We start from the raw sequence: 1,080 nt of genomic DNA, 5'->3' as shown, positions 1-1,080 counted from the left end.
GCTGACCTACCGGGAGCTGCGGGAGCTGGCCGCTCGGCAGGCGGTCGAGTTCGCCGGGCGCGGTGTCGGCGCGGAAAGCGTGGTCGCGCTGGTCATGCCGCGCTCGCCGCGATCGATCATCGCGCTGCTGGCCGCGTTCGCTGCGGGTGGCGCGTATGTGCCGGTGGACACCACCCTGCCCGCGTCCCGCATCGAGTCGATCCTGCGGCAGGCGAACCCGGCGCTGGTGGTCACCGATGCCGCCACCCGCGCTGACCTCGATCCCGAGGGCACAGTGCTGGCTGGTTCCGTGCTGGTGCTGGACGATTCCCCTGTCGCGCAGGGACTTTCGGGCGAGCATGTCGCGACCCCGCCGGTCGTCCGCCATTCGGATCAGCTCGCGTACCTCATCTTCACCTCCGGCTCGACCGGTGAACCCAAGGGCGTCGCCGGAACCCAGGCCGCGCTCATGGCCTACTTCGCCGATCACCGCGACCGCGTCTACGGCCCCGCCATGGCGCGGCTGGGCCGCCCGCTGCGCATCGCGCACGCCTGGTCGCTGAGCTTCGACGCCTCCTGGCAGCCCATGGTCGGCCTGCTGGCCGGGCAGGCCATCCACCTGTTCGACGCCGTGGAGATGCGCGACGCGCACCGGTTGTGCGCGGGCATGATCGCCAGCGACATCGACATGATCGACACCACGCCGTCGATGTTCGCGCAGCTCAATGCCGCCGGACTGGTGGATCGCGAACTGCCGGTGCTGGCACTGGGCGGCGAGGCCATCGACGCCGCCCTGTGGGCGCGACTTCGCGAGCTGGCCCTCAGCGCCAGCAGCGGACGCGGCGGGACCGCGGTGTACAACTGCTACGGCCCGACCGAGACCACCGTCGAGGCGGTGGTCGCCCCCATCGCCGAGTTCGAGACCCCGACCATCGGCACCCCGAATGCCGGAATGTCGGGCTATGTCCTGGATTCCATGTTGCGCCCGGTCCCCGGTGGCGTCGTCGGTGAGCTGTACCTGTCGGGTCCGCAGCTGGCCCGCGGCTACATCGGCCGCGCGGCGACGACTTCGGACCGGTTCGTGGCCGACCCGTTCCGGCC

1 protein-coding gene is annotated in these 1,080 nt (G+C 71.3%); it reads left to right on the top strand.

The window, feature by feature from the left end; translation table 11 throughout:
* Window positions 1–1,080 (top strand): AMP-binding protein (locus ACIRS4_RS38785; RefSeq protein WP_404205066.1); only part of this gene is annotated, 1,080 nt, incomplete at both ends.

It is taken from the genome of Streptomyces sp. NPDC101166, from assembly GCF_044768125.1.
Taxonomy (GTDB): domain Bacteria; phylum Actinomycetota; class Actinomycetes; order Streptomycetales; family Streptomycetaceae; genus Streptomyces.
This window is presented reverse-complemented; position numbering and strand designations above follow the sequence as displayed.